This window comes from Caenispirillum bisanense (genome assembly GCF_900230255.1).
Classification (GTDB): domain Bacteria; phylum Pseudomonadota; class Alphaproteobacteria; order Rhodospirillales; family Rhodospirillaceae; genus Caenispirillum; species Caenispirillum bisanense_A.
This window is the reverse complement of the sequence record NZ_OCNJ01000015.1, coordinates 42,240-66,717: the sequence shown is the minus strand read 5'-3', so window position 1 is coordinate 66,717 and position 24,478 is coordinate 42,240. Positions and strand designations below refer to the sequence as shown.

The following is a 24,478-nucleotide window of genomic DNA, read 5'->3' as shown; positions in this document are numbered from 1 at the left end:
GCAAGGCCTTGCAGGTGTTGTCCCTTTTCGCGTTCGCGGATTGATCCTAAAGTGTCTGACCGAAAAAGACGACGGCCGCCGCAAGGCCGTCCAGACGCGAGGCCGTGGTGAAGAAGAGTCGCATCGATGCCGCCTGGCGGGGCCAGGCGGAGTGTGAAGGCTGCACGATCCGGGACATGGCGCTGTTCGCGGACCTGCGACCGGAGGACTTCGACCTCATCCACCTGCCCATCGACGAACTGCAGTACGACCCCGGCGCCACCCTCTACCACGCCGGCGACGAGGGCACGGCCCTGTTCACCGTGCGCTCGGGCCTCGTGAAACTGGTGCAGTACCTGCCCGACGGCAGCCAGCGCATCGTCCGCCTGCTGCGCCGGGGCGATACGGCCGGGCTCGAAGTGCTGCTGGGCGAGGCTTACGAGCATGCCGCCGTGGTGCTGCGCCCGGCCCTGGTGTGCCGCTTGCCGCGCGACGTGGTCAGCCGCCTGTCGGTGGAAACGCCCCGGCTGCACACCCAGCTCATGAAGCGCTGGCACAACAACGTCAAGCAGGCCGACGAGTGGCTGACCGGCCTGTCCACCGGCTCCGCCCGCTCGCGCGTCGCCCGCCTGTTCCTCCATCTGGCGGAGGTGGAACCCGCCTGCACCGGGGCGCCGGAGGTGGAGCTGTTCAGCCGTGAGGACCTGGGCGCCATGCTCGGCGTCACCACCGAAACGGCGAGCCGGGTGGTGGCCGAGTTCAAGCGCGGCGGCATCGTGACCGAGGGCAAGACCAACCGCTTCCGCTGCGACCTGGATGCCCTGCGCCACACCGCCGGCGAATAACCCGCAGTCGAAATACGTCCTTACAATCTCAACAAAACGACAACCGGAGTTTCACGCCGCAAGACCCTGCCCGGTGGTAGGAGATGCACGCCCGGCGTTTGCCGGATCCCGCTTCCTCGCCTCCAAGATCACGGGACACATCGGCCATGAGCATCGTCCTCCGCCCCACCGGTGGCGTCAGCCGCCGCTCCGTCCTGCGCGGGTCGCTCGCGTCCTCCGCCCTGCTGCTCGCCCCGGGCCTCGCCGCCCCGGCTCTCGCCCGTACCGGCCGGCCGGAGATCGCCCACGGCGTTCAGACCGGCGACGTGACCCGCACCTCCGGCATGGTGTGGTCGCGCGCCGACCGGCCGTCGCGCATGATCGTCGAATGGGCCACCGACGAGAGCTTCCGCAACGCCCGCCGCATCGTCGGCCCGGCGGCGCTCGACGTCACCGACTACACCGCCAAGCTCGACCTCACCGGCCTGCCGGCGGGCGAGCAGATCCATTACCGCGTCGCCTTCGCCAGCCTCGCCGACGACAAGGCGGTGAGCGAGCCGGTGACGGGCCGCTTCCGCACCGCCCCGGCCGACCGCCGCTCCGTCAGCTTCACCTGGTCGGGCGATACCGCCGGCCAGGGCTGGGGCATCAACGAAGACTTCGGCGGCATGAAGATCTACGGCGCCATGCACCGCGATGCGCCGGACTTTTTCATCCACTCCGGCGACACCATCTATGCCGACGGCCCTATCAAGCCGGAAGTGACCCTGCCTGACGGGTCGATCTGGAAGAACGTCGTCATCCCCGAGAAGGCCAAGGTCGCCGAGACGCTGGCCGAGTTCCGCGGCAACTTCCGCTACAACCTCATGGACGCCAACGTGCGCGCCATGAATGCCGAGGTGCCGGTGTTCGCCCAGTGGGACGACCACGAGACGGTGAACAACTGGTACCCGGCGGAAATCCTCGACCGCGAGGAATATACCGAGAAGTCCGTCGCCCTGCTGGCCGCCCGCGCCAACCGCGCCTTCCACGAGTACTTCCCGACCCGCCAGATCGCCAACGACCCGGAACGCATCTACCGCAAGGTGGAATACGGCCCGCTGCTCGACGTGTTCTTTCTCGACATGCGCAGCTACCGCGGCGACAACGGCGCCAACGATCAGGCGCAGGCCAGCGACGCCACGGCCTTCCTGGGCGCCGAGCAGATGCGCTGGTTGAAGCAGGCGCTGCTGGGCTCGCGCGCCACCTGGAAGGTCATCGCCGCCGACATGCCCATCGGCATCATCGTGCGCGACGGCAAGACCGCCTTCGAGAACGGCGCCAATGGCAACGGCCCGGTGCGCGGCCGCGAGCACGAGTTCGCCGACCTGCTGCGCTTCATCCGCGACAACGACGTGCAGAACACCGTCTGGGTTACCGCCGACGTTCACTACACGGCGGCCCATCACTACGACCCGGCCAAGGCGCAGTTCAAGGATTTCAAGCCGTTCTGGGAATTCGTTTCCGGCCCGCTCAACGCCGGCTCGTTCGGCCCCGGCGACATGGACGACACCTTCGGCCCCGAGGTCGTGTACGTGAAGTCGCCCGAAGGCCGCGCCAACCTGTCGCCCAAGGAAGGGTTGCAGTTCTACGGCCACGCCGCCATCGACGGCGAGAGCGAGGCGCTGACGGTGACCCTGAAGGACCTGAACGGCACCGCCCTGTGGTCGACGACGCTCATGCCGGAAGGCCGCGTCTGACGACGACGGAACGCGGCCGCCGCCTCCACCTTCCCCCAGTCGCGTCGCAGGGGGCGGAGGCCGTGCGGAGGGCGCCCGGAGCTTCGGCCGGGCGCCCGTTCGCATTTCGGCTCTGGAAGAAGTAGCCCGTCGGCCTTACCTGTGCGGCATGGATACCGTCACACAAATGCTGTTCGGCGCCACCGTGGCGCAGGTCGGCTTCCGTCGCCGCCTCGGCCGCAAGGCCCTGGCGGCCGGAGCGCTCATCGCCCTCGTGCCCGACCTCGACGTCGCCGCCGGGTGGTTCGCCGGACCCTTCGCCAACTGGGTGCACCACCGCGGCGTCACCCATTCCCTGCTCTTCGGGCCGACCATCGGCCTCCTGCTGGCGTTCGGCCTGTGGCTGTGGTGGCGCCGGCGCGAGCCCGACCGCCGGCCCGACCCGCAGGTGCTGCAGGCCTGGGTGTGGCTGACGGTCGCGGCGCTGATCACCCACCCGATCATCGACGTCTTCACCAGCTACGGCACGCAACTGCTGGCGCCGTTCTCGCGCCATCGCTTCGCCATCGACGCCATGCCCATCATCGACCCGGTCTACAGCCTCGCCCTGGTGGCGGCGCTGGTGGTGGGGATCGTGGCGAAGCGGCGGGTGCTGGCGGCGCAGGTGTCGGCTGCCCTGGCGCTGCTGTTCATCACCGGCTGGACGCTGCTCGGCTGGAGCGTCAACGAGCGGGTGGAAGCCGTTGCGAAACAACAGCTTTCCACGCCGGCGGAGGTGACCGCCTATCCGACGCTGTTCCAGCCCTGGCTGCGCCGCGTGGTGGCCGAGACGCCCGATGCGGTGCGGGTGGGCTTCTACTCCGTCCTCGACCCGCGGCAGATCGCCTGGGCCGAGTTCCCGCGCAACGGCCTGCCGCCCGAGGCGCGCGCCGTGGCGGAGACGGAGCAGGCGGCGATCCTGCGCTGGTTCGCCATGGACAACGTGTTCTGGCAGGTGGAACCGGCCGCCGACGGCACCGCGACCGTGCGGGCGCTCGATTACCGCTACGGCATGTTCGGCGGCACGGAGCTGGGCTTCTGGGGCATCCGCGCCGTGGTCGACGCCTCGGGCCGCCTGCTGGAGGGACCGGAGGTCTTCAGCCGCCGCCCGCAGGCCGACGAGGCGGGCCTGCGGACGTTGTGGATCAAGGTGTTCGGTGGGACCTTCGGGCCTCACCAGTAGCGCATGGCGGCGCGGAACAGGTCGGCGAGGTCGTCCTCGCTCACCGGCTTGGGGGCCTGGACCAGCAGGCGCTGCTGCGGCCAGGCGCTCTTCACCAGGGCGGGGATGTCGGTGTCGGAATAGCCGATCTCGGAGAGGCCGTTGGGGATGCCGGTCGCCTTCATCATCTCCGCAAGGCGACCCGCAAGCACCTCGCCCGCTTCGGCCGGACCGGCGTCGTGGACGTCGGCGCCGAGGGCGGCCGCCGCGGTCAGGTGGCGCTCGGGGTCGGCCTCGGCGGTGAAGCGGAAGGCGGCGGGGGCGTTCACCACCACCGAGATGCCGTGCGGCACCATGCCGCCGGGCGCCGATTCGTAGCCCCTGGCGCGGTACTCGTGGTTCAGGCCGGCGACGGCGTAGCTCATGGCGTGGGGGATGTGGACGCCGGCATTGCCGAAGCTCATGCCCGCCAGGGTCGCTGCGAAGGTGAGGAAGTCGTGCGCCTCGTGGTCGGAGGGGTCGGCGACCGCCCGTTCCAGGTAGCGCCCGCCGAGGCGGATGGCTTCCAGCGCCCCGCCGTCGCTCCACGGATTCGCACCCTGGTACGGCGGGCGCAGATGCGGCGCCGCCGGGCGGTCGCGGGTGGTGAACAGGCGGGCCGTGTAGCTCTCGATGGCATGGGTCAGCACGTCGAAGCCGGTGGCCGCGACCACTCCGGCGGGTAGGGTGTAGGTGGTGGTCGGATCCACCACCGCCAGCCGCGGCTTCAGAAGCTTGTTGGATATGCCGGTCTTGAGCTGCCGGTCGGTCAGATCGAAGATGGCCACACCCGTCGTCTCGCTGCCCGTGCCGCTGGTGGTCGGACAGGCGATGTGCGGCTTGAGCGGCCCCGGCACCGGCTTGGCCTGGCCGATGGGCGCGTTGACATAGGCCAGCAGGTCGTCCGGCCAGGTCGACAGCAGGTTGGCCGCCTTGGCCGTGTCCATGACCGATCCGCCGCCGATGGACACGAAACCGTCCACCTTGGCCTCCTGCGCGAAGGCCGCCGCCTCGGCGAAGGAGCGGTCGGTCGGCTCCACCTTCACCGCATCGTAGACCACCACGTCGAGACCGGCGGCCCGGAGCGACTCGCGCGCCGTGGCGAGGCAGGGCAGGGCGGCGACGGTGCGGTCGGTGAACAGGGCCACCCGCGTCATGCCCATGGCCTTGGCGTCGGCGCCCAGTTCCGCCAGCGCCCCGTGGCCGTACTTCAGCGGCACGGGGTCGACGGTGAAGATGGTCTCGCGCGGCGGCAGCCCGGCGGTGGTCTCGGCCATGAAGGGTCCTCCCGGTGGTGGTTTCATTGCCGCAAGTGTCGGGGCCGGACGGGCCGCCGTCAAAGGGATTCGCCGCAAAGACCGAGTATTCTGGGCAGGTAAGGGCACCCCCTGCCCGAGGGGCCGCGCACCGGCCCGAAGGGGTGGGTTTATAGTATGATGAAATCCTAATAAGCTAGGCGCGGCGCGGGCATGGGAGGCCGTGAAACGGCAAAGGCGCTTGCATGGTGCACCGCGAGACGCCATGGTGTTTGCCTCATCGAGCAGGCGCGGCACAGGCAAAAGTAAGGGGATAAACCAAATGAAAATCGCCATACCGAAGGAGCGGCGCGCGGGCGAGCACCGCGTCGCGGCCTCGCCCGACACGGTCAAGAAGCTCGTCGGCCTCGGCTTCGACGTGGTGGTCGAGACCGGCGCCGGCGACGGTGCCGCCTTCACCGATGCCGCCTTCACCGAAGCCGGTGCCAAGATCGCCCCGTCCGCCGCCGAGGCGGTGGGCGACGCCGACGTCATCTTCAAGGTGCAGCGCCCGCTCACCGCCGAGGAAGGCACCGACGAGGTCGGCCAGTACAAGGAAGGCGCCATCCTGGTCGGCAGCCTGAAGGCGCTGACCGAGCCTGCCCTGGTGGAAGCCCTGGCCGCCCGCAAGATCACCTCCTTCGCCATGGAACTGATGCCGCGCATCACGCGCGCCCAGTCCATGGACATCCTCAGCTCGCAGAACAACCTGGCGGGCTACAAGGCGGTCATCGAGGCGGCGGCGACCTTCAACCGTGCCATGCCCATGATGATGACGGCGGCCGGCACCGTGCCGCCCGCCCGCGTGCTGATCTTCGGCGCCGGCGTCGCCGGCCTGCAGGCCGTGGCGACCGCCAAGCGTCTGGGGGCGGTAGTGTTCGCGACCGACGTGCGCCCGGCTACCAAGGAGCAGGTGCAGTCGCTCGGCGGCAAGTTCGTCGTGGTCGACGAGGCCATGGAGAAGGAAGCCGAGACGGCCGGCGGCTACGCCAAGGAAATGCCGCCCGAGTACTTCGAGAAGCAGAAGAAGATCGTCGGCGAGCACCTGACCAAGGCCGACATGGTCATCACCACGGCCCTCATCCCCGGCCGCAAGGCGCCGACGCTCATCACGGCGGCGCAGGTGGAGACCATGAAGCCGGGCTCCGTCATCGTCGACCTGGCGGCGGAAGCCGGCGGCAACTGCGAGCTGACCGAGCCCGACCAGGTGGTGGTGAAGCACGGCGTGACCCTCATCGGCCACACCAACATGCCGGCGCGCCTGGCGTCGGACGCGAGCCTGCTGTTCGCCAAGAACCTGCTGAACTTCCTGACGCCGCAGGTCGACAAGGACAAGAAGGCGCTCGCCATCAACTGGGACGACGACCTGATCAAGGGCACCCTGGTGACCCGTGACGGGCAGATCGTCCACCCCATGCTGAAGAAGGCCGAAGCCGAGGGAGGCCAGTGATGGAAGAACAGGACAAGGTCGCGACCGCCGCCCAGCTTCTGGCCGAACAGGCCGAGGCGCTGGCGCTCAACGCCAAGATGGTGGCCGCCGCCGTCGCCCAGATGGGCCAGGACGCCGCCACGGCCGCCGCCGGCGCGCCGAGCGAGTTCTACTGGCTGCTGACGGTCTTCGTGCTGGCCGTCTTCGTCGGCTACTACGTGGTCTGGCGTGTCACGCCGGCCCTGCATTCGCCGCTCATGGCGGTGACCAACGCCGTGTCGTCGGTGATCATCGTCGGCGCCATGCTGGCCGCCGGTCCGGACGCCTTCTCGGGGTCCAAGGTGCTCGGCTTCTTCGCCGTGGTGCTGGCCAGCGTGAACATCTTCGGCGGCTTCGTGGTCACCCAGCGCATGCTGTCCATGTTCAAGAAGAAGCAGAAGTAAGGGGGGCTGCGCAATCATGGCTGTCGAAAGCTTCACGATCCTCGCCTACCTGTTGGCGTCGGTCCTCTTCATCCTGGCGCTGCGCGGGCTGTCGAGCCCGGAAACCGCCCGCCAGGGCAACATCTTCGGCATGGTCGGCATGGCCATCGCCATCATCACCACCCTGTTCTCGCCGGTGGTGCAGAGCTACGTGTGGATCGTGCTCGGCATCATCGTCGGCGGGTCCATCGGCACGATCATCGCCCTGCGCATCCAGATGACGGCCCTGCCGCAGCTGGTGGCGGCGTTCCACTCGCTGGTCGGCCTGGCCGCCGTGCTGGTGGCCGCCGCGGCGCTGTTCAACCCGGAAGCTTACGGCATCGGCCACGCCGGCGACATCGGCGCCGGCTCGCTGATCGAGATGTCCATCGGCACGGCCGTCGGTGCCATCACCTTCACCGGCTCCATCGTCGCCTTCGCAAAGCTGCAGGGCCTGGTGACCGGCAAGCCGCTGGTCTTCCCCATGCAGCACCCGCTGAACGCGGTGCTGGGCATCGCGGTGATCCTGCTGGTGATCTGGTTCGCCGCCACCGGCTCCTACGCCGCTTTCGGGCTGATCGTGGTGCTGGCCTTCGCGCTCGGCTTCCTGCTGATCCTGCCCATCGGCGGCGCCGACATGCCGGTCATCGTGTCCATGCTGAACAGCTACTCGGGCTGGGCGGCGGCCGGCATCGGCTTCACGCTCGGCAACTCGACGCTGGTCATCACCGGCGCGCTGGTCGGTGCCTCGGGTGCGATCCTGTCCTACATCATGTGCAAGGGCATGAACCGCTCGATCATCAACGTGATCCTCGGCGGCTTCGGCGGCGACAGCGCCGCGGCGGCGGCCGGCGGTCCGGGCGGGGATCGCGGCGTCAAGGCGGGCTCGGCCGACGACGCGGCCTTCATCATGAAGAACGCGAGCAAGGTCATCATCGTCCCCGGCTACGGCATGGCGGTCGCCCAGGCGCAGCACGCCGTGCGCGAAATGGCCGACATCCTGAAGGCCGAGGGCGTCGAGGTGCGCTATGCCATCCACCCGGTGGCGGGCCGCATGCCGGGCCACATGAACGTGCTGCTGGCGGAAGCCAACGTGCCGTACGACGAGGTCTTCGAGCTCGAGGAGATCAACCACGAGTTCACCACGGCCGACGTCGCCTACGTCATCGGCGCCAACGACGTCACCAACCCGGCCGCCAAGACCGACCCGCAGAGCCCCATCTACGGCATGCCGGTGCTCGACGTCGAGAAGGCCAAGACGGTGCTGTTCATCAAGCGCTCCATGGCGTCGGGCTACGCCGGCGTCGACAACGAGCTGTTCTTCCGCGACAACACCATGATGCTGTTCGGTGACGCGAAGAAGATGACCGAGGAGATCGTGCAGGCCTTGTCCTGACGCTCCGTGCTGATACACTCCGAAAGGGCGAGGTCTCCGGATCTCGCCCTTCATTTTTTTGTTTCGGTTGGAGTCGCAATGACGCAGGACACGGACTGGGAAGCTCTCTACCGCGAGACGCGGCACCGCATCGGCAACACCATGCAGATGCTTCTCAGCCTGTTGCGCCTGCAGATGCGCAAGGAAACCCCGGACGCCCGTGACGCGCTCGCCCGCCTGGAAGTGCGCATGTCCGCCGCCGCCGCCGCCTATGCCCTGGCGCGCGTGGTGGGCGAGGACGGCGTGACCCTGGTGGTGGACTTCGCCGCCTACATCGGCGACATGAGCGAGGAAGCCCGCCGCCAGACGGAGCCCGACATGGCACCCGAGGTGACGCTCGACCTCGTGCCGGCGGAAATCCCCCTCGATCAGGCCATTCCGGCCGGCGTCGCCATCACCGAGGTCCTCATGAACGCCGTGCAGCACGGCGGCCCGCCCATCCACGTGCGCATGGAAGCGCTGGCGGAGGCCGGCGTGTGGCGGGTGGCCATCCGCGACGGCGGCACCGGCGTGCCCGAGGCGGGCGGCCGGGGCGACGGCCTCGGCCTGCGCATCGCCGAAAGCCTCATGCGGCAGGTGAAGGGCCGCCTCGCGACGGACGGCGGCACCGTCACCCTGGAATGGCCGGCGCGGTAGGCGCCGCCAAGACCTCGGCCATCACGGTGCCCAGCCGCCGCGCCGCTGGCCCCGCGTCGGGGCGCACGTGCAAGGCGTGCGTGACGGCGGGCAGGGCTGGCAACCCGCGCGCCGCCGCCTCTCCGGGCGCGAGCGCGACGAGGCCGCGGCCGGCGAGGTCCGCCGTCCGCACCGTCACCGCCAGCCCCGCCCGCACCGCCGCCAGAACCGCCGACAGGCTGGGGCCGGCATAGGCGATGCGATGGGCGACGCCCGCCGACTCCAGCACCTCCAGCGCCGCCCGGCGGTAGCTGCACGGCGGGTCGAGCAGGGCGAGCGGCAGCGGGACAGGCAGGGCACTCGGTACCCGGTCCGCCGCCAGCCAGACCATGGGCACGGTACGCGCCGCCGCGGCACCCTCCGCCGAGCCTATGGCCAGACAGACGTCGAGGCCAGCGTGGGCGACGGCATCCCGCAGCGCCGACGACGGCCCGACGCGGGTCTCCAGCACCACATTGGGATGGGCCTCGGCAAAGCGGGCGAGGACGCCGGCGAGCGCCGTCTCGGCGAAATCCTGCACCACCCCCAGACGCACGACCCCCGTCAGCCGCGCCGGCGCCAAGGCGGCCAGAGCCTGCTCGTTGAGCGCCAGAAGACGGCGGGCATAGGGCAGCAGGGTGTCGCCGGCGGGCGTGAGGGCGAGGTCGCGGGAGTCGCGGCGGAACAGCGCCGCGCCGACCATTTCCTCCAGCCGCTTCACCTGCAGGCTCACCGCCGACTGGCTGCGTCCGACCCGCAGGCCGGCCGCCGACATGCCGCCATCGTCCACCACGGCGACGAAGGTGCGCAGCAGATCGCTCGGCAGCAGGGGCGCGTCGGGCATCATCCAGGCTCCTCAATAGGGTCTTTAAATCTATCAATTTCCCGAATGACCCGCCACGGGCGAAGCTGGCTGCGGTAGACTATTCGAACCCGCAGGAGAACCCGCCATGCCTTTCGTCCGCATCACCCTCGGTGCCCACGGCATCACGCCCGACGACCGCGCGGCGCTGGCTCGCGTCGCCACCACCCTCATGGCGGAGGCGCTCGGCAAGCGGCCTGACCTGACGTCGGTGCTGGTGACCGAGGTGCCCGACGCCGAGCGCATCTGGACCGTCGGCGACGCCTTCCAGCCGCAGGCGGCGGTGGTCGAAGCCTTCATCACGCAAGGCACCAACACACCAGCCGAAAAGGCTGATTTCATTGCCAGAATGGACGCCGCGGTGCGTCGAGTTCTGCCGCACGTCGCGCCCGCCACCTATGTGGTGCTGAACGAGGTGGCGGCGGATGCCTGGGGCTGGGGCGGACGCACCCAGGCCGATCGGGCCGCGGCGCAATAAGCCGCATGACCGACGGGGGTGGTGCGTTAAATATCTTGCGCACCCCGCAGCGGTGCCTCTAGTCTTTTTATCGGGAGGCGGGGCGTCGCTCCGTCCTCCCGATCCCTTGCCGGGGCGCGATAATCGGGCGGAAAGCCCGGCGCGGCGGGCAGGGGGTGGCGCACCCGCACCGCGGCTCTGGGAGGCTGTCGTCGGTGCCGGGCCGTAAAGGATCTTTGACGGGGGCGCCGACGGGCAGACGGCGCCGGCCCGCTGGGAGGCACCGTGCGAATGGTCGGATCTTGCGCCTTGGGTTCCCCATGTTTCCATGACCGCCGCGACTCGCGGGGGCCGGCATGATGGAGGCCTCCACACTCGCCCCGGCGGCCGACGCCCCGACGAGCGCCGCCGCGCCCAAGGACGCCCGCATCGTCATCGAGAATGCGGTGAAGGTTTACGCCTCGGCCGGCGAGGCGCCGGTGCGGGCGCTGGACGACGTGTCCATCCGCATCGCACCGAACGAGTTCTTCACCCTGCTCGGCCCCTCGGGCTGCGGCAAGACGACGCTCCTGCGCACCATCGCCGGGTTTGAGCAGCCGACCTCGGGCCGCGTGGTCCTCGACGGGGTCGACATCACCGGCCAGCCGCCCTTCCGCCGGCCCATAAACACGGTGTTCCAGAACTACGCCCTGTTCCCCCACATGACGGTGGCGCACAACGTCGCCTTCGGCCTGGAGAAGTCGGGACTCGGCAAGGACGAAATCGCCGCCCGCGTCGACGAGATGCTGGCGCTGGTGCACCTGTCGGGCATGCATCGCCGCATGCCGGCGCAATTGTCGGGCGGTCAGCAGCAGCGCGTGGCGCTGGCCCGGGCGCTCGCGCCGCATCCCAAGGTGTTGCTGCTCGACGAGCCGCTGTCGGCGCTCGACCTCAAGCTGCGCAAGGGCATGCAGATCGAGTTGAAACGCCTGCAGCGCGACACCGGCATCACCTTCGTGTTCGTGACGCACGACCAGGAAGAGGCGCTCACCATGTCCGACCGCATCGCCGTCATGAAGGACGGCAAGGTGCTGCAGATCGGGCCGCCGCAGGAAATCTACCAGCGGCCGCAGGTGCGCTTCGTCGCGGACTTCATCGGCGAGACCAACTTCCTGAAGGGCCGGCTGGAGCCGGGCGGCGTCGCCCGCATCGGCGAGGCCGCCGTGCCGCTCGCCAGCGCCCAGGGCCATGCCGAGGGCGAGACGGTGACGCTCGCCGTCCGCCCCGAGCGGGTGTTCCTGCACCCCGGCGAGGCGGCGAGCCCCGATACCCTGGGTGCGACCGTCGAGAACATCATCTACTTCGGCACAGACACCACCTATCACCTGCGGGTCGACGGCCTGCCGGACCCGCTGGTGGCGCGCGTGCAGAACCGCGACCAGTCGAGCCCGACCTTCGGCCAGGGGGCCCGCGTGCGCGTCGGCTTCCCGCCCGACGGCCTGTCGGTTCTGAGGGACTGAGCCATGCTGGAGGCCATCCGCCGCTCGCCCCGCCTCCAGAGGCTCCTGCTCATCGGCCCTGCGGTCGCCATCGTCGTCGTCTTCATGCTGCTGCCGCTCGGCCTCATGGCCTACGTGTCGTTCCTGGAGCGCGGCCAGTACGGCGGCGTCATCTGGGACCAGTACACGGTGGAGGCCTACGTCGGCTTCTTCTTCGAGCGCGACTTCCTCGACAACCTGGTGGTCAACACCGACTACGTCAGCATCTACCTGCGGTCCTTCCTGCTGTCGCTGCTGACGACGGTGATCGCGCTGGCGGTTGGCTTCCCGGTGGCGCTCTACATCGCGCTGCAGCCGCCGTCGCGGCGCAAGCTGCTGGTGTTCCTGGTCACCATTCCGTTCTGGACCAACCTGCTGGTGCGCAACTACGCCTGGATCCTGCTGCTGCGCACCAACGGCCTGATCGACCAGTGGGCGCAAGGGCTGGGGCTGACGGACCAGAGTATCTCCATCCTCTACACGCCCGCCGCCATCGCCATCGGCCTGACCTACAGCTATCTGCCGTTCATGGTGCTGCCGATCTACGCGAGCCTGGAGAAGCTGGACTTCCGGCTGGTGGAGGCCGCCTACGACCTCTACGCCACGCGCCTGCAGGCGCTGCGCCGGGTGGTGGTGCCGCTCAGCCTGCCGGGCATCGCCGCCGGCTGCACGCTGGTCTTCATCCCCTGCCTCGGCGCCTACGTGACGCCGGAACTGCTGGGCGGATCGAAGGAGCTGATGATCGGCAACCTCATCCAGCTGCAGTTCGGCGCCTCGCGCAACTGGCCGCTGGGCTCGGCGCTGGCCTTCACGCTGCTCGCCTTCGTGCTGCTGGCGATGCTGGTCTATCTGTTGCGCTTCCGCAAGCTGCCGGAATAAGGGGAGAGGACGACACCATGGACATCCGCCGCTTCCCCGGCACGCGCTTCGCGACCTGGGTCTTCTTCCTCTACCTCTACCTGCCGATCGTCATCCTGATCGCGCTGTCCTTCAACGAGAACCGCTCGGCGACCATCTGGACCGGCTTCACCACCGACTGGTACGTCCAGGTGATGAACAACGGCGACATCCTGAACGCCGCCAAGAACTCGCTCATCGTGGCGCTGTGGGCGACGGTGATCGCCACCTGCGCCGCCACCTTCGCCGCCCTCGGCATGGCGCGGCGGCGGTTCAAGGGGCAGACGGCGGTCTCCGGCGTGCTCGCCATGCCGCTGGTGGTGCCGGAGATCGTGACGGCGGTCGCGTCGCTGCTGTTCTTCATCCTGGTCGGCTTCGACCTCGGTCTGCTGACGGTGGTGGTCGCCCACACGGTGTTCTGCATCCCCTTCGCCTACCTGCCCATCCGCGCCCGCATCGAGGGCATGGACCCGCGGCTCGGCGAGGCGGCGGCCGACCTCTACGCCGACGAGATGCGCACCTTCCTGCGCGTCACCCTGCCGCTCCTGTGGCCGGGTATCCTGGCCGGCGCCATGCTGGCCTTCATCATCTCGCTCGACGATTTCGTCATCACCTACTTCGTGGCCGGCGCCGGCGCCACCACGCTGCCCGTCTACATCTTCGGCGCCATCCGCATCGGCATCAGCCCGGAGGTCAACGCCATCTCCTCGCTCATGCTGATCGTGTCGCTGCTGTTCGTGTCGCTGTCGACGCTGCTCACCTGGTGGGCGGGTCGGCGCGGCGCCGCCTGATTGAAGACAACGAGAACACGCCAAAGCCCAAGGACAAGGAGGCATTGCCATGGTCACCCGGACGTTGCGCATGGGACTGACGGCCGCCGCCGTCGCCGCGGTCGTCGCCTTCGGCGGCGGGTCCGCCGCGGAAGCGCGCGAACTGTTCCTCTACAACTGGTCCAACTACATCCCGCCGGAGCTTCTGAAGCGGTTCGAGCAGGAAACCGGCATCAAGGTCACGCTCGACGTCTACGACAGCAACGAGACCATGCTGGCGAAGCTGCAGGCGGGCGCCACCGGCTACGACATCGTCGTGCCGACCGACTACATCATCCCGCGCATGGTGGAAGGCGGGCTGATCCAGAAGCTCGACAGCTCCACCATGGAGAACTTCAAGAACGTCAAGGAAGTCTTCCGCAATCCGTCGTGGGATCCGAACCGCGAGTATTCCGTGCCCTACATGTGGGGCACCACCGGGTTCTCCTACGACAAGGAGCGCGTGAAGGGTGACGTGGCCGAAAGCTGGAAGGAATTCTTCGAGCCGCGCGAGGAGCTGAAGGGCCAGATCGTCGCGCTCAACGACATGAACGACGTGATCTCCTCGGCCGCCTTCTACCTCGGCTACGAGCGCTGCTTCGAGGACCCGAAGAAGGCGCAGACGGTGCTCGACCTGCTGACCAAGCAGAAGCCCTACCTCGCCATGTACCAGTCGGACGGCACCATCGAGCGCATGATCGCCGGCGAGGTCATCATGCACCAGCAGTGGAACGGAGCCGCCCACCGCACCAAGATGGAGCGGCCGTCGGTGGTCTACGTCTACCCGAAGGAAGGCCTGCCGTTCTGGGCCGACAACTTCGCCATCCCGAAGGGCGCCAAGAACGTCGAGGAAGCCAAGGAATTCCTCAACTGGATGATGGACCCGAAGAACGCCGCCGAAGCGTCCAACTTCACCGGCTACATGAACGCCATCGCCGGCTCCGACGCCTTCCTGGAGGAGAAACTGGCGAAGGACCCGGCCGTCAACATGCCGGACGAGTACTCCGACCGCCTGCGTGCCGCCGAGGATTGCGCCAAGCCGGCGCAGGACCTGCGCGACCGCATCTGGACCAAGCTGAAGAGCTGATCGTCGGTCCCGCCTAAGACCCGGCCGCCGCCCTCACCGGCGGCGGCCGTCGTCGTTTTCATGCCCCCGCTGCCGGAGAGTTCCCATGCCCGATCCCGTCGTCGCCCTGTGGCCCGTGAACGTCGGCCGCCGTCTCGCCCGCCTGGAGGACTGGATCGCCATGGTCGACGGTAGGCTCGCCGAGGCGGCCAAGGCGGGCGCCGACATCCTGGCGCTGCCGGAATACGCCTGCGCGCAGTGGCTGTCGGTGCTGCCGGAAAAACTGGCGCCGACGGCCGAGATCCCGTGGATGGCGGAGCAGGCGCCGGCCATGCTCGACGCCCTGCGGCCGCTGGTGGAGCGCCACGGCGTCGCGCTGCTCGCCGGCTCCATCCCCCTGCCGGCCGAGGGCGGCGGCTACGCCAACCGTGCCGTCACCCTGCTGCCGGGCGGGGCGGAGATGATCCACGACAAGCTGACCCTGACGCCCGACGAGCAGGACGAAGCCTGCTGGAACCTCGCCAAGGGCTCCTCGGTGACGGTGTTCGAGTGGAAGGGCGTGCGCTGGGCGGTCGTCATCTGCCTCGACATCGAACAGCCGGCCGTGGCGGTGGAACTGGGCAAGCTGGAGCCCGACGTGATCCTGGTGCCGTCCATGACCACCACGCTCGCCGGCTATCACCGCGTGTTCGACTGCGCCAAGGCGCGCGCGGTGGAGCTGTTCTGCTGCGTCGCCGCCGTCGGCACCATCGGCGACTGCTCCGGCTTCTGCCACGGCGCCGATCTCAACACTTCGGGCGCGGCGGCCTATGTGCCGTGCGAGAAGGACCTCGGCCATATCGGCGTCTGGGGCACGCCGCTGCCGCCGCGCGGCACCGCCCCCGACGAGGGGCCGCTGTGGATCAGTCCGCCGCTGCCGGTGCAGACGCTGCGCGCCATGAAGCGCGACGGCACCGCAGCCGTATGGCGGGGCATGTACGACGCGGCGAGCCTCACTGCCCGGTCGCTGCGGGCGTGAGGCGCAGCAGCTTGCCGTTGTCCTCATCGGTGAGCACCCAGACGTCGCCCTGCGGCCCTGTCTGAACGTCGCGCACGCGCTCGCCGATGGGCAGGCGCTCGGCCTCGGTGACCTCGCGGGCGTTCACGTCGAGCCGCACCACGCTGCGGGACACGAGGCCGCCCACCAGAAGGTCGCCCTGCCAGTCGGCGAAGCGGTCGCCGGTGTAGAAGTCCATGCCCGAGGCGGCGATGACCGGCGTCCACTGGAACACGGCATCGGCGAATTCGGGCCGGGTCGGCGGGTCGGGGATGGGGTCGCCGGAATAGTGACGGCCCCAGCTGACCACGGGCCAGCCGTAGTTCTTGCCGGCTTCCGGGATGTTGATCTCGTCGCCGCCGCGCGGGCCGTGTTCGTGGAACCACGGCTCGCCCGTCTCCGGGTTGAGGGCGCCGCCCTGGATGTTGCGGTGGCCGTAGGACCAGATCTCGGGTTTGGCGTCCTGGCGGCCGACGAAGGGGTTGTCGTCGGGCACGCTGCCGTCGGCGTTCAGCCGCACCACGGTGCCGAGGTGGTTGGACAGGTCCTGCGCCGGCTGGAACTTGAACCGCTCCCCGAGCCCCACGAACAGCTTGCCGTCGGGCGTGAAGACCATGCGCGAGCCGAAGTGGTTGCCGCCGTCGACCTTGGGCTCCTGGCGGAAGATGACCTCCACGTCGGTCAGCGTTTCGCCCTCCAGCTTGCCGCGGGCGACGGCAGTGGAGGCGGTGCCGCCCTCGCCGGGTTCCGCGAAGGTCAGGTAGACCCAGCCCGTTTCGGCGAAGTCCGGGTGGACGCGCACGTCGAGCAGCCCGCCCTGGCCCTGCGAGAAGACCTCCGGCGTGCCCTGTACGGGCTCCGACAGGCTGCCGTCGGGGCCGACGATGCGCAGGCGCCCCGGCCGCTCGGTCACCAGCACGCGGCCGTCGGGCAGGAAGTCCATGCCCCAGGGGCGGGCGAGCCCCTCGGCCACCGTCTTCACCTGGATGGGCCCGGCGGAGGTCTGCAGCTCCACCTCCGGCCCGCCGACGTCCGGTTTCTGCGCCGCGGCCGGACCGGAGGCCAGGATGGCGGCGGCGGCGCAGGCCGCGAGGGTGGAGCGGGGCATGGCGGGTCCTCCTCGTCGGGGGTCTGTCCCCTGTACGGGCGGCGTCCGCCCGGCGTTGCTCAGGAGGAGGCCCGTTCCTTGCCGACCGGTCCCATGGCGCCGCCCTGCAGCACCGGATAGACCACCGCAGTGATGTGCGAGTTGATGCGCTTGAAGTCGCGCAGCAGGTCCAGATGGATGGCGCTGGTCTCGATGCTCTCGGCATAGCCGCGGCGCAGGCGGTCCAGGTGGCGCTGGGTGGCCTTGAACTCCTGCTCGCGGTAAAGGCGCTTTTCCGCCAGCAGCTGCTCGGCCATGTCGGTCTCGCCGGAGACGAAGACGTTGAGTGCCGTCTGGAAGTTGTCGACCAGTCGGCGGTGCAGCCGCTCGATCTCCCGCCGGCCCTCGTCGGAGAAGGCGAGGCTGCGCTTCTCCTTGCGCTCGGCCAGCGCCATGAGGTTGCGGTCGATGATGTCGCCGATGTGCTCGAGGTTGGTCACGAAGCTGAAGATCGCCATGCAGCGGCGGCTCTCTTCGGCGGTCAGCGGCTGGCGGCTGACCTCGGTCAGGTAGAGCTTGATGGCCTCGTTCAGCCGGTCGACGTCGTCGTCCATGCGCTCGATGGTCTTGATGAGGCTGGCTTCGCGCTGGCGAAACGGGGTGATGCTGGCGTCGAGCATGCCGAACACCAGGTCGCCCATGCGCAGGGCCTCGCGGGTGGCGTTGTTCAGCGCATGGGGGACGTCGGTGACCTGATCCTCCCGCAGGTGCAGCGGCTGGATCGGGCCGGCGGCGGCGTCCTCGGCGGCCGGCTCGGGGATGAGGCGGCGGGCGAGGCGCGCCGCCGGCCCGACCAGCGGCAGGAAGGCTACGGCCAGGGCGGCGTTGAACAGCAGGTGGAAGTTGACGATCTGCCGAGCCGGCGCCGCCTGCAGGGCCGCCACGGCGGGCTCGATGAGCGGCAGCAGGGCGAGGCCGGCGATCACGCCCACCAGCCGGAAGCCCAGGTTGCCGAAGGCGATGCGGCGCCCCTCCGGCGGACCGGCCAGGCTGGCGGCGAGGGCGGGCAGGGGGCCGCCCAGGTTGACGCCCAGCACCAGCAGATAGGCGACGGTCAGCGGCATATCGCCCGCCCCCACCAGCGACACCAGCAGCAGGATCATGGCGAGGCTGGAATGGCTGAGCCACGTCACCCCGGCGCCCAGCAGCAGGGCGAGCAGCGGCTCCGAGCCGAGCGCGGCGATCACCTGCTGCATGAGGTGCGACTGCCGCACCGGCGCCGACCCCGCGACGATGAGGTCGAGGGCGATGAGCACCAGCGCCAGCCCGAGCAGGATGCGCCCCGTATTGCGGCAAGCCTTGCTGCTGCACAGCGCGTGCGTCGCGAACCCCACCAGCGCCAGCAGCGGTCCGAGCGGGCCGAGGTCGGTGCTCAGCACCTGCGCCACCAGCGTCGTGCCGACGTCGGCGCCCAGGGCGACCGCGAGGCCGGCGGCGGTGGTCAGCAGGCCGCGCCCGGCGAAGGAGACGGCGAGCATGACCACCGCCGTGCTCGACTGCACCAGGGCCGTCAGGCCGGCACCGGTGAGGGCGGCGGTGACGCGGTTCCCCGTCGCCCGCGCCACGGCGAGCCGCAGGTGGGAGCCGAGCGCCCGGATGGCGCCGGTGCGCACCATGCGCAGGCCCCACAGCAGCAGGGCGACGCCGCCCAGCACGTGGATCAGTCCGGCCGTTCCTGGTCCGAGTTCCATGGGGCTCCGGGGGTGACTGTCATGCAACTGTCATATTTCAACGCCGGAGACGACGATCCGGCTCAAGGATGATGGAAGGAAACAATCTTGTTCCATCCGGCCGGATAGTCTTATTCGGGGAAACGACTATCTTCGGGACCAAGGAAACAGCCGGGGCGCTCGCCGCTCCGCTACCAGGAGAACCCGCCATGATCGAGATCCGTCGTTCCGAAGAGCGCGGCCATGCCGACTTCGGCTGGCTCGACAGCCGCCACACCTTCTCCTTCGGCCACTACTTCGACCCGAACCACATGGGCTTCCGCACCCTGCGCGTGGTCAACGACGACCGCGTGGTGCCCGGCGCCGGCTTCGGCGAGCACGGCCACCGCGACATGGAAATCATCTCCTACGTCGTCGACGGCGCCCTCGCCCACAAGGACAGCCTGGGCAACGTCGAGACCATCGGCCCCGGCGAGGTGCAGGTGATGACCGCCGGCACCGGCATCCGGCACTCGGAGTTCAACGGCTCCGCCAGCGAGGGCGTGCGGTTCCTGCAGATGTGGGTGCTGCCGGAGCGCGAGGGCCTGAAGCCCGGCTACGTGCAGAAGCGCTTCGGCCGCGCGGACAAGCTCGGCCGCCTCGCCCTGCTCGTGTCCCGCGACGGCCGCGACGGCTCGCTGCCCATCCACCAGGACGTGGCGCTCTATGCCGCGGTGCTCACGGAAGGGCAGGCGGTGCGCCATGCGCCGGCGGCCGGCCGGCACCTGTGGGTGCAGGTGGTGCGCGGCGGCGTCGAGCTGAACGGGACGCTGCTGCGCGAAGGCGACGGCGCCGCGGTGAGCGACGAGGACGCGGTGACGCTCACCGGTCTCGACACCGAGTCCGAAGTGCTGGTCTACGATCTGGCCTGACGGCCCGGCCGGGGGAGGCGCTGCGTCCCCCGGCTGCCCTCGTGCCCTTTTTCTTTCGCCCAAACGAAAACCGTGCGACTCTTTGCGAAAGAAAACGAAAACAGGGACGGCGGCCATTCATGCAGGACCTCACCCCCCGCCTCGTGGACATTCTCACGCTCGCCCGCCAGCAGGGGCGGGTGGTGGTGGACGACCTGGCGGTGCGCTTCGGCGTCACGCCGCAGACCATCCGCAAGGACCTGAACGACCTCTGCGACCGCCGCCTGCTGAAGCGGGTGCACGGCGGCGCAGTGCTGGCGAGCGGCGTCGAGAACCTGCGCTACGACGCCCGCCGCGTGCTGGCGGCCGAAGAGAAGGCGCGCATCGGACGCCATGCCGCCTCGCTCATCCCCGACGACTGCTCGCTGTTCATCAATATCGGCACGACGACGGAAGAGGTGGCGCGGGCGCTGGTCAACCATCGCGACCTGATGGCCATCACCAACAACATCAACGTGGCCACCATCCTGCACCAGGTGCCGCAGATCGAGACCATCGTGGTCGGCGGCGTGCTGCGCCATTCCGACGGCGGCATCGTCGGGGAATCGGCCACCGACTTCATCAACCAGTTCAAGGTCGACTACGCGGTCATCGGCGCCTCCGCCATCGAGGAGGACGGTGCCCTGCTCGACTACGACTACCGCGAAGTGCGGGTGTCGCAGGCGATCATCGCCAATGCGCGCACCGTGGTGCTGGTGGCCGACCACATGAAGTTCGGCCGCAACGCCCCGGTGCGCATCGGGCACATCTCGCAGATCGACATCCTGGTCACCGACGTCGAGCCGCCGGAAACCCTGGCGCGCGTCTGCGCCGAGGCGGGCGTGGCGGTGGAAGTGGCGCCGGAGTAGCGCCTCAGTCCGCCGCCCCTACTGCTGCCCCGCCGGCCGCGCGATGGCGGCGGATGATGGCGGCGACGCCGGCCACCGTGGCGGCGCGACCGTCGATCCAGCGGGTGGCGTGGCCGCAATAGGTCAGCGCCCGCTCGTAGGGGCCGCGCAGGGCCTCGGAACACACCAGCAGCACGTCCTGGCCGCCCGAGTGGTAATGGTCGTCCATGGCGCGCACTTCGTGGCCGATGAGCAGGCCGGACAGGAAGGGGGCGATGTGTTCCGACTTGAGCCCGCCGTAGAGGAACCGCGAGCGCGCCGTGAACAGGTGGTCGAGCACGCCGCCGTCGTGGGTGGACTGCTCCAGGCCCTGCTCGAACGCCGTCTCGTTCCACGGCGCCTTGCGGTCGGCCGGCTTCCCGAGGATGGTGTGGTCGAGCATGGTGTTGTAGATCTCGCCCGTCATGTTGGTGGTGAAGCGGATCAGGCGACCGCCCTTGGCCTCGGCCCACTTGCTGTGGTTGCCGGGCAGGCAGAGGATGGCGTCGTCCTTGGCGGCGACGGACAGGGCGCCGAAGATCTGCACTTCCTCGCCGCGCATGACGTCGATGCGGCCGTCGTCCTCCTGCACGCGCACGCCGGGCACGATGAAGGTGTCGGGCATGTTGGGCACCTCGACGACGCATTCGGCCAGGTCTTCGGGACCCTTGGGCAGGGGCGGCTGCGGTGCCTCCAGCCAGCCGATCTGCGAGCCGACCATGCCCGCCATGTAGACCGGCGGGCGGGCTTCGCGGCGCGGGTTGTCGCGCCAGCGCGACAGCACGGCGCGGCAGTAGCCGGGCAGTTCCTGGCGCGCCAGATCGCGCATGCCGCGCCCCTCGGGGATCTCGCCGAGGACCTCGCCGCTGTCGACGTTCACCAGCCAGGCGCGGAAGTTCTTCGCGCCCCAGTCCACCACGATCGCCGCGGCATCGGCTTCGGCCATGTCTCCACCCTCCAGAGGTCTTCGTCTTGTCCCACCCGGTCAACGCGTGGCGGACCCGGAGGGAGATCGGGGCGTTCTAGCATTACCCGGCGGGCGCGAAAAGGCGCGCCGTGCCACACCCCGCACTGAAAACAGGAGAGTACCCTTGGGCATCATCGCATGGATCGTGTTCGGCCTCATCGCCGGGGCCGTCGCCAAGCTGCTCATGCCGGGCAAGGACCCGGGCGGCTTCATCGTGACGATCCTGCTCGGCATCGTCGGCGCGGTGGTCGGCGGATTCATCGGCCGGGCGCTCGGATTCGGCAGCGTCACCGGCTTCAACTTCGGCAGTTTCCTCATCGCCGTGCTCGGCGCGATCTTGCTGCTGGTCGCCTACCGCATGATCAGGGGCCGGCGCTGACGCGCCGGGAGAGGAGGCGGGCCGCCGGGCCCGCCTCACGTCACTTCACGGTGATGCAGGTGCAGGGCGCGAGCGTCGCGACGCGGTTGGAGACGGAGCCGAGCAGGCCGCCGCCGCCGTCGCCGATGCCGCGCTTGCCCATGATGATGCAGTCGACCGGGTGTTCCTTGACGTAGTCCAGGATCACCCGCGACGGCTTGCCGCGCTTCACCACCCCCTTGATGCCCGTCGCCCCCAGTTCCTTGGCGCGGCTGCAGCCCATCTCCACGATCTCGCGGGCGATCTGCTTCAGGGCGTCGTCGGGTGGCAGCATGCCTTCGCGCGGGCGCACCAGCGAGTGGCTGCTCTCGAAGTGGCCGTAGTGGCGGTAGACCGACAGGATGTGCAGCGAACTGTCGAACTTGTCCTCCAGCTGCGCCGCCAGCTCGAGCGCCTTCATGGCATGGTCGGAGCCGTCGAGCGCCACGAGAATATTCTTGAAATACAAGGTTTTCCTCCCTTGACCTGAGGCGCGGCCTCACCTCCCTAGCGGAAGGCGAGGTCGCGCAGGAACAATGCGATCTGCGGGAAGGCGATCAGCAGCACCGACGACAGCAGCAGCATGATGATGAAGGGCGGCGTGCCGCGGATGACGTCGAAGTACGGCCGCCGGAAGATGGCGATGGCCGTGAAGATGTCGCACCCGAAGGGCGGCGTCGCCGAGCCGATGGCGACCTGCAGGGTGATGATGGTGCCGACCAGCACGGGGTCGAGCCCGGCGCCCTGCACCAGCGGCGCGAAGATGGGCGTCAGCACCAGGATCACCACGATGGGGTCGACGAACATGCAGCCGACGAAGAAGGCGATGGAGATGGCGACCAGCACCATGGTCGGCCCCGCCTGCTCCAGCCCCAGGCTGCCGATGATGGCCTGCGGGATCATGGCGAAGCTGATGATCCACGAGAACGCCGCCCCGGCCCCCACCAGGATGAAGACGACGGCGGTGATGAGGCCGGTCGACAGCGCGATCTCCGGCAGCTCGCTCACCTTCACCGACCGGAAGATCAGCAGTTCCAGGATCAGGGCGTAGGCCACCGACACCGCCGCCGCTTCCGTCGGCGAGAAGATGCCGCCGTAGATGCCGCCGATGATGATGACGGGGAAGCCGAGCGGCCACAGGGCGCCCTTGATGGCCTGCAGGCGCTCGGCCCACGTCGCCTTGGGCTGGGTCGGGATGTTCTCGCGGATGGCGAAGTAGACCGAATAGGCCGAGAACATGATCAGGATCATGACGCCCGGGCCGATGCCGGCGATGAACAGCTCGGCGATGGAGGTGCCCGAGATGACGCCGTAGATGATCATGCCGATGGACGGCGGGATCAGGAAGGCGATGTCGCTGGCGTTGATGGCGAGCGCCATCACGAAGCTGTCGCGGTAGCCCGCTTCCACCATCTTCGGCCGCAGCGGCCCGCCGATGGCGACCACGGTCGCCTGGGTGGAGCCCGAGACGGCGCCGAACAGGGTGCAGGTGACGGCGGTGGTGACGGCCAGGCCGCCCTTGATGTGGCCGATGAAGCGCATCACCAGGTCGAGCAGCCGGTCGGCGGTGTGGCCCTTGGTGACGATGTCGGCGGCCAGGATGAACATGGGCACGGCGATCAGGGCGCTCGGGCTGACGCCGCCGATCATCTGCTGGATGATGTTGGTGGTCGGCATGCCCGGGAAGAAGGCGACGAAGGCGATGATGGTCGCCGCGATCAGCGGGATCATCATGGGGAACCCGAGCAGCAGAAGCCCGATCATGGTTCCCAGCATCACGGCGGTCATGGCTGGTATCCTCCTGCTTCTGCCGTCATTCGCGGTCGGCGCCGCTGCCGGCGACCGTCTCGTCGAGTTCCTCGTAGGTGTCGATGGTCTCCCACGACAGCCACACGTCGTCGGAGTCGCGCAGATTGCGCAGCACCGTCAGGGCGTACTGGATGCCGGTGAGGAAGAAGCCGAAGGGCACCCACAGGTAGGTGAGGTAGAGCGGCACCCGCAGGGCCGGCGTCACCTTGCCCGAAACCGCCACCGACTGGATGTACTCCAGGCTCACCCAGGCCAGCCAGAACATGGTGGCGCCGGTGACGGCGGCGATGATGATCATCAGGATCTTGCGGCCGCGGTCGCTCAGCTGGTCGTAGAAGGCCGACATGCGGATGTGGCGGCCGCGCCGGGTGGCGTAGCCGAGGCCGACGAATGTGACGAGAATGATGAGGAACTGGTTCAGTTCGGCGGCGAAGTAGAGGCTCTGGCCGAACACGTAGCGCCCGATCACGTTGCCGATGGTGTTCACGAACATCGCGAGGATGCCGTAGGCCAGGATGAAGGTCTCGACCTTCATCAGGCCCTTGTCGAGCAGCGTGATCGCCGCAAGAACCGGATGGCGCCGCCCGCCGCCCTCCGACGCGCTCGAGCGTCCGTCCATGGAATCCTCCTTGCAGTCGGCCCCGGTGCCAGAGGGGCGGGTGCAACTCCCAAGGGCAACGCGGAACCGCGGTTCCCGTTGCTGCGTTGAAGAACAAGATCGACCGTCGACTCGGCCGTGGATGCCGAGTCCCCGGGAAGGCTAGGACAGAAATCGCATAGGATCAACAGTCCTCTCGCTGATGCAACGCGGGGAGGGCTCAAGTGTCGCATTGCCGGGGCGGGTTGGCGGAAAGTATTCTGCGCTGCGCCGAAGCAGCGAGATCAATCATGTCGCCGGCCGCGGATTTTTCGGCGAAGCCCGTTCGCAACCGATGAATTGTCGGCGCGTCTCTTGTCGGCAGGCGTGAGGCATTTTGTCCTTGCGCAGGATTT

24 protein-coding genes are annotated in these 24,478 nt (G+C 69.0%); 16 read left to right on the top strand and 8 right to left on the bottom strand.

The features are described 5' to 3' along the window. Nucleotides 1–176: 176 nt before the first annotated feature. From CRP50_RS22630 to CRP50_RS22620, 3 genes are all read left to right on the top strand, one after another. Entirely contained in the window at nt 177–824 is a 648-nt protein-coding gene (locus CRP50_RS22630; protein WP_322090862.1) for a Crp/Fnr family transcriptional regulator, read from the top strand. A gap of 146 nt (nt 825–970) precedes the next feature. Next, complete coding sequence (locus CRP50_RS22625; protein ID WP_097281474.1) at nt 971–2,542, top strand: alkaline phosphatase D family protein; 1,572 nt, start codon at nt 971–973, stop codon at nt 2,540–2,542. Nucleotides 2,543–2,690: 148 nt separating this feature from the next. After that, on the top strand, nt 2,691–3,743 hold the full coding sequence (locus tag CRP50_RS22620) for a metal-dependent hydrolase (protein WP_097281473.1): 1,053 nt from the start codon (nt 2,691–2,693) through the stop codon (nt 3,741–3,743). Here CRP50_RS22620 and CRP50_RS22615 read toward each other — a convergent pair. Continuing rightward, nucleotides 3,734–5,038 carry a hydroxyacid-oxoacid transhydrogenase gene (locus tag CRP50_RS22615; protein ID WP_097281472.1) on the bottom strand — a complete coding sequence of 435 codons (1,305 nt, stop codon included), beginning with the start codon at nt 5,036–5,038 and terminating at the stop codon, nt 3,734–3,736. The genes CRP50_RS22620 and CRP50_RS22615 overlap by 10 nt on opposite strands. Nucleotides 5,039–5,339: 301 nt before the next feature. On the opposite strand from CRP50_RS22615, the gene CRP50_RS22610 reads away from it, so the two are divergent. From CRP50_RS22610 to CRP50_RS22595, 4 genes are all read left to right on the top strand, one after another. After that, entirely contained in the window at nt 5,340–6,506 is a 1,167-nt protein-coding gene (locus CRP50_RS22610; protein ID WP_097281471.1) for a Re/Si-specific NAD(P)(+) transhydrogenase subunit alpha, read from the top strand. Further along, a complete protein-coding gene (locus tag CRP50_RS22605; RefSeq protein ID WP_097281470.1) occupies nt 6,506–6,928 on the top strand; it encodes an NAD(P) transhydrogenase subunit alpha in 423 nt (140 codons plus the stop codon). Before CRP50_RS22610 ends, CRP50_RS22605 begins: the two co-directional genes overlap by 1 nt. 16 nt (nt 6,929–6,944) lie before the next feature. Beyond that, a complete protein-coding gene (locus CRP50_RS22600) occupies nt 6,945–8,342 on the top strand; it encodes an NAD(P)(+) transhydrogenase (Re/Si-specific) subunit beta (protein WP_097281469.1) in 1,398 nt (465 codons plus the stop codon). 78 nt (nt 8,343–8,420) lie between these two features. After that, entirely contained in the window at nt 8,421–9,017 is a 597-nt protein-coding gene (locus CRP50_RS22595) for a sensor histidine kinase (RefSeq protein ID WP_097281468.1), read from the top strand. Here the strand turns inward: CRP50_RS22595 and CRP50_RS22590 are convergent. Next, on the bottom strand, nt 8,992–9,882 hold the full coding sequence (locus tag CRP50_RS22590; RefSeq protein ID WP_097281467.1) for a LysR substrate-binding domain-containing protein: 891 nt from the start codon (nt 9,880–9,882) through the stop codon (nt 8,992–8,994). The genes CRP50_RS22595 and CRP50_RS22590 overlap by 26 nt on opposite strands. A 103-nt stretch (nt 9,883–9,985) precedes the next feature. On the opposite strand from CRP50_RS22590, the gene CRP50_RS22585 reads away from it, so the two are divergent. From CRP50_RS22585 to CRP50_RS22560, 6 genes are all read left to right on the top strand, one after another. Next, complete coding sequence (locus CRP50_RS22585) at nt 9,986–10,375, top strand: tautomerase family protein (protein WP_097281466.1); 390 nt, start codon at nt 9,986–9,988, stop codon at nt 10,373–10,375. A 335-nt stretch (nt 10,376–10,710) separates the two neighbouring features. Beyond that, nucleotides 10,711–11,853 carry an ABC transporter ATP-binding protein gene (locus tag CRP50_RS22580; protein ID WP_245913632.1) on the top strand — a complete coding sequence of 381 codons (1,143 nt, stop codon included), beginning with the start codon at nt 10,711–10,713 and terminating at the stop codon, nt 11,851–11,853. A 3-nt stretch (nt 11,854–11,856) separates the two neighbouring features. Next, the gene (locus CRP50_RS22575) at nt 11,857–12,750 is read left to right on the top strand and encodes an ABC transporter permease (protein WP_097281465.1); all 894 of its coding nucleotides are present in this window, start codon (nt 11,857–11,859) and stop codon (nt 12,748–12,750) included. A gap of 17 nt (nt 12,751–12,767) precedes the next feature. After that, nucleotides 12,768–13,559: an ABC transporter permease gene (locus CRP50_RS22570; protein ID WP_097281464.1), complete on the top strand. Its 792-nt coding sequence runs from the start codon at nt 12,768–12,770 to the stop codon at nt 13,557–13,559. A gap of 49 nt (nt 13,560–13,608) precedes the next feature. After that, on the top strand, nt 13,609–14,664 hold the full coding sequence (locus CRP50_RS22565) for an extracellular solute-binding protein (RefSeq protein WP_097281463.1): 1,056 nt from the start codon (nt 13,609–13,611) through the stop codon (nt 14,662–14,664). Nucleotides 14,665–14,749: 85 nt separating this feature from the next. Next, complete coding sequence (locus tag CRP50_RS22560; protein WP_097281462.1) at nt 14,750–15,661, top strand: nitrilase-related carbon-nitrogen hydrolase; 912 nt, start codon at nt 14,750–14,752, stop codon at nt 15,659–15,661. Here the strand turns inward: CRP50_RS22560 and CRP50_RS22555 are convergent. Next, a complete protein-coding gene (locus CRP50_RS22555; RefSeq protein WP_097281461.1) occupies nt 15,636–16,787 on the bottom strand; it encodes a PQQ-dependent sugar dehydrogenase in 1,152 nt (383 codons plus the stop codon). The two genes, CRP50_RS22560 and CRP50_RS22555, sit on opposite strands and share 26 nt — an antisense overlap. Before the next feature lie 59 nt (nt 16,788–16,846). Further along, nucleotides 16,847–18,517: a Na/Pi cotransporter family protein gene (locus tag CRP50_RS22550; protein WP_097281460.1), complete on the bottom strand. Its 1,671-nt coding sequence runs from the start codon at nt 18,515–18,517 to the stop codon at nt 16,847–16,849. Between the two features lie 188 nt (nt 18,518–18,705). On the opposite strand from CRP50_RS22550, the gene CRP50_RS22545 reads away from it, so the two are divergent. Then, complete coding sequence (locus CRP50_RS22545) at nt 18,706–19,407, top strand: pirin family protein (protein ID WP_097281459.1); 702 nt, start codon at nt 18,706–18,708, stop codon at nt 19,405–19,407. A gap of 119 nt (nt 19,408–19,526) precedes the next feature. After that, a complete protein-coding gene (locus tag CRP50_RS22540; protein WP_097281458.1) occupies nt 19,527–20,294 on the top strand; it encodes a DeoR/GlpR family DNA-binding transcription regulator in 768 nt (255 codons plus the stop codon). A 4-nt stretch (nt 20,295–20,298) separates the two neighbouring features. Here the strand turns inward: CRP50_RS22540 and CRP50_RS22535 are convergent, their stop codons facing one another. Then, nucleotides 20,299–21,258: a 2-dehydro-3-deoxygalactonokinase gene (locus tag CRP50_RS22535; RefSeq protein ID WP_097281457.1), complete on the bottom strand. Its 960-nt coding sequence runs from the start codon at nt 21,256–21,258 to the stop codon at nt 20,299–20,301. Between the two features lie 145 nt (nt 21,259–21,403). On the opposite strand from CRP50_RS22535, the gene CRP50_RS22530 reads away from it, so the two are divergent. Beyond that, the gene (locus tag CRP50_RS22530; RefSeq protein WP_097281456.1) at nt 21,404–21,658 is read left to right on the top strand and encodes a GlsB/YeaQ/YmgE family stress response membrane protein; all 255 of its coding nucleotides are present in this window, start codon (nt 21,404–21,406) and stop codon (nt 21,656–21,658) included. Between the two features lie 40 nt (nt 21,659–21,698). Here CRP50_RS22530 and CRP50_RS22525 read toward each other — a convergent pair whose 3' ends face one another. Genes CRP50_RS22525 through CRP50_RS22515 form a run of 3 tightly spaced genes read right to left on the bottom strand, consistent with a single transcriptional unit; the run spans nt 21,699 to nt 24,104 of the window. Continuing rightward, on the bottom strand, nt 21,699–22,145 hold the full coding sequence (locus tag CRP50_RS22525) for a universal stress protein (protein ID WP_097281455.1): 447 nt from the start codon (nt 22,143–22,145) through the stop codon (nt 21,699–21,701). A gap of 38 nt (nt 22,146–22,183) precedes the next feature. Beyond that, the gene (locus CRP50_RS22520) at nt 22,184–23,464 is read right to left on the bottom strand and encodes a TRAP transporter large permease (RefSeq protein ID WP_097281454.1); all 1,281 of its coding nucleotides are present in this window, start codon (nt 23,462–23,464) and stop codon (nt 22,184–22,186) included. Nucleotides 23,465–23,489: 25 nt separating this feature from the next. Then, a complete protein-coding gene (locus CRP50_RS22515; protein ID WP_097281453.1) occupies nt 23,490–24,104 on the bottom strand; it encodes a TRAP transporter small permease in 615 nt (204 codons plus the stop codon). Between the last annotated feature and the right edge of the window lie 374 nt (nt 24,105–24,478).

Coding starts and splice junctions, on each gene's coding strand:
- CRP50_RS22535 (WP_097281457.1), bottom strand. CDS start 21,258: ATGGCCGAAGCCGATGCCGCGGCGATCGTGGTGGACTGGGGCGCGAAG.
- CRP50_RS22550 (WP_097281460.1), bottom strand. CDS start 18,517: ATGGAACTCGGACCAGGAACGGCCGGACTGATCCACGTGCTGGGCGGC.
- CRP50_RS22520 (WP_097281454.1), bottom strand. CDS start 23,464: ATGACCGCCGTGATGCTGGGAACCATGATCGGGCTTCTGCTGCTCGGG.
- CRP50_RS22555 (WP_097281461.1), bottom strand. CDS start 16,787: ATGCCCCGCTCCACCCTCGCGGCCTGCGCCGCCGCCGCCATCCTGGCC.
- CRP50_RS22545 (WP_097281459.1), top strand. CDS start 18,706: ATGATCGAGATCCGTCGTTCCGAAGAGCGCGGCCATGCCGACTTCGGC.
- CRP50_RS22570 (WP_097281464.1), top strand. CDS start 12,768: ATGGACATCCGCCGCTTCCCCGGCACGCGCTTCGCGACCTGGGTCTTC.
- CRP50_RS22585 (WP_097281466.1), top strand. CDS start 9,986: ATGCCTTTCGTCCGCATCACCCTCGGTGCCCACGGCATCACGCCCGAC.
- CRP50_RS22560 (WP_097281462.1), top strand. CDS start 14,750: ATGCCCGATCCCGTCGTCGCCCTGTGGCCCGTGAACGTCGGCCGCCGT.
- CRP50_RS22625 (WP_097281474.1), top strand. CDS start 971: ATGAGCATCGTCCTCCGCCCCACCGGTGGCGTCAGCCGCCGCTCCGTC.
- CRP50_RS22540 (WP_097281458.1), top strand. CDS start 19,527: ATGCAGGACCTCACCCCCCGCCTCGTGGACATTCTCACGCTCGCCCGC.
- CRP50_RS22590 (WP_097281467.1), bottom strand. CDS start 9,882: ATGATGCCCGACGCGCCCCTGCTGCCGAGCGATCTGCTGCGCACCTTC.
- CRP50_RS22615 (WP_097281472.1), bottom strand. CDS start 5,038: ATGGCCGAGACCACCGCCGGGCTGCCGCCGCGCGAGACCATCTTCACC.
- CRP50_RS22600 (WP_097281469.1), top strand. CDS start 6,945: ATGGCTGTCGAAAGCTTCACGATCCTCGCCTACCTGTTGGCGTCGGTC.
- CRP50_RS22610 (WP_097281471.1), top strand. CDS start 5,340: ATGAAAATCGCCATACCGAAGGAGCGGCGCGCGGGCGAGCACCGCGTC.
- CRP50_RS22515 (WP_097281453.1), bottom strand. CDS start 24,104: ATGGACGGACGCTCGAGCGCGTCGGAGGGCGGCGGGCGGCGCCATCCG.
- CRP50_RS22575 (WP_097281465.1), top strand. CDS start 11,857: ATGCTGGAGGCCATCCGCCGCTCGCCCCGCCTCCAGAGGCTCCTGCTC.
- CRP50_RS22565 (WP_097281463.1), top strand. CDS start 13,609: ATGGTCACCCGGACGTTGCGCATGGGACTGACGGCCGCCGCCGTCGCC.
- CRP50_RS22580 (WP_245913632.1), top strand. CDS start 10,711: ATGATGGAGGCCTCCACACTCGCCCCGGCGGCCGACGCCCCGACGAGC.
- CRP50_RS22630 (WP_322090862.1), top strand. CDS start 177: ATGGCGCTGTTCGCGGACCTGCGACCGGAGGACTTCGACCTCATCCAC.
- CRP50_RS22595 (WP_097281468.1), top strand. CDS start 8,421: ATGACGCAGGACACGGACTGGGAAGCTCTCTACCGCGAGACGCGGCAC.
- CRP50_RS22605 (WP_097281470.1), top strand. CDS start 6,506: ATGGAAGAACAGGACAAGGTCGCGACCGCCGCCCAGCTTCTGGCCGAA.
- CRP50_RS22620 (WP_097281473.1), top strand. CDS start 2,691: ATGGATACCGTCACACAAATGCTGTTCGGCGCCACCGTGGCGCAGGTC.